Source organism: Nocardiopsis alkaliphila YIM 80379, assembly GCF_000341005.1.
GTDB lineage: Bacteria > Actinomycetota > Actinomycetes > Streptosporangiales > Streptosporangiaceae > Nocardiopsis > Nocardiopsis alkaliphila.
Window position 1 is genome coordinate 1 of sequence record NZ_ANBD01000159.1, and the last position, 1,487, is coordinate 1,487.

2 protein-coding genes are annotated in these 1,487 nt (G+C 68.1%); one reads left to right on the plus strand and one right to left on the minus strand.

The window, feature by feature from the left end; translation table 11 throughout:
* Nucleotides 1-162 precede the first annotated feature (162 nt).
* Nucleotides 163-462, plus strand: a complete 300-nt coding sequence (locus tag D472_RS0121475) for a WhiB family transcriptional regulator (protein WP_017588640.1) — start codon at nucleotides 163-165, stop codon at nucleotides 460-462.
* Between the two features lie 157 nt (nucleotides 463-619).
* On the opposite strand, the gene D472_RS0121480 is transcribed toward D472_RS0121475, so the two are convergent.
* On the minus strand, nucleotides 620-1,487 hold an 868-nt coding region (locus tag D472_RS0121480; RefSeq protein WP_026117944.1), incomplete at its 5' end, for a hypothetical protein.

Below are 1,487 nucleotides of genomic sequence, written 5' to 3' on the forward strand. Positions count from 1 at the left end.
TTGCGTGGTGGCGCTTCTCGTGGTCTCAGCCACACCGGGGAACAACGCCGACACCGCACGACGTTTGCGTCGTGCGGGGTGTCTCGCGCCGCATGACCAACTTTTGGTGACTGAAGCTTTTTCCGACAGCTTACTAGTGATTTCAGTAGAGGTGGTTCAAGCATGTCTCAGGTACGTCGGCAGGCCGCACTGCGCCCCCGCCCGAGCTGGGGGTGGCAGGATGCCGCCGCGTGCCGGGGCGAGGACCTTGTGCTCTTCTTCGGCCCCGATGGCGAACGCCAGCCGGAGCGGGAGATTCGTGAGCGCAAGGCCAAAGAGATCTGTGCGGCCTGCCCTGTTCGAACCGACTGCCTGGACTACGCGATCTCGCGTCCGGAGAAGTACGGCACTTGGGGTGGCCTGAACGAGGACGAGCGAGCCTCCGAGCGTCGTCGTCGCATGCGACGCGCCAACGCCGCCTAGCCGCACGAACTCTCCCGGGCGGATCTCTTCCCGCAAGGCCCCGGCCCCGATAACCCGCGGCGCCCCGACGTTCGACGTCGAGGGCGCCGCGGGTTTTCCATGGCTCGGGTCATGAAGACGCGGGGGTGTCTTACCAGGAAAGCACTTTATGCGGATTTCACCTGGCCCGGTCGGAACGGTGGTGCATATGGCGATCGAACCAGTCCTGGGCCCGGACCGCCACCTCCCGCCACCCTTGAACGTCTCCCAGGAGTCGCTCGGCCCCCGAGACCACACCCAGTTCCGAAACACCACCCAACCTGCTTCGTGCCCACTCCCCCAGTTCGCGCACGAAGGAGTCCTCACCCTCCAACAGGATGAGCGTGGGCGCGCTCACCCCGGGCAGGGCCGATTCGGCCCAGTCCACGCGCCCGCCGTGCACCACGACCGAAGCCACGTCCTGTGGCGACCGCGCCGCGGCCACCAGGGCCGCCGGGGCGGCGCTTCCCGAACCCATCAAACCCAGTGGTTCGCCGGCGGAGTCGGTGGCCCGACGCAACCAGGTCACCGCCGCGTTCAACCGCTCGCCCAGAACGGCGGCGTCCTCCTCGCCGTCCTCGGTCGACAGGTCCAGGAGCAGGGTGGCGTATCCGGCGCGCTGAAGTGAGGAGGCGATCGCCTGCCAACGTGGGTCGCCCCGGCCTTGGCCGAAGGCCATCACCACCGTCCCTCGCAGGACCTCAGGGCTGGTCAGGTCACCGTCCAAATAGACTCGTCCGGCCCGGATCCGTACGCCTCGGGCCGGCTCGGGACGGGGTCGAGAACGCTCCAGCTCACCCAGGATCGTCGTGACGTCCTTGTCCGAGAGTTGCTCGAAGTCCCGATACCACTCCCCCACGGCCTGGAAGTTGTCGGGAACGCCGATCACCACCAGGGCGTCGGCCTCGCTCCGCAGCGTGTCCAATGCCTCCGGTGAGGCGACCGGGACCGCCAGGACCAGGCGGGAGGGGCCGGCCTGACGCACCATCCGCAGTGCGGCTCCAGCC

Coding starts and splice junctions, on each gene's coding strand:
- D472_RS0121475 (WP_017588640.1), top strand. CDS start 163: ATGTCTCAGGTACGTCGGCAGGCCGCACTGCGCCCCCGCCCGAGCTGG.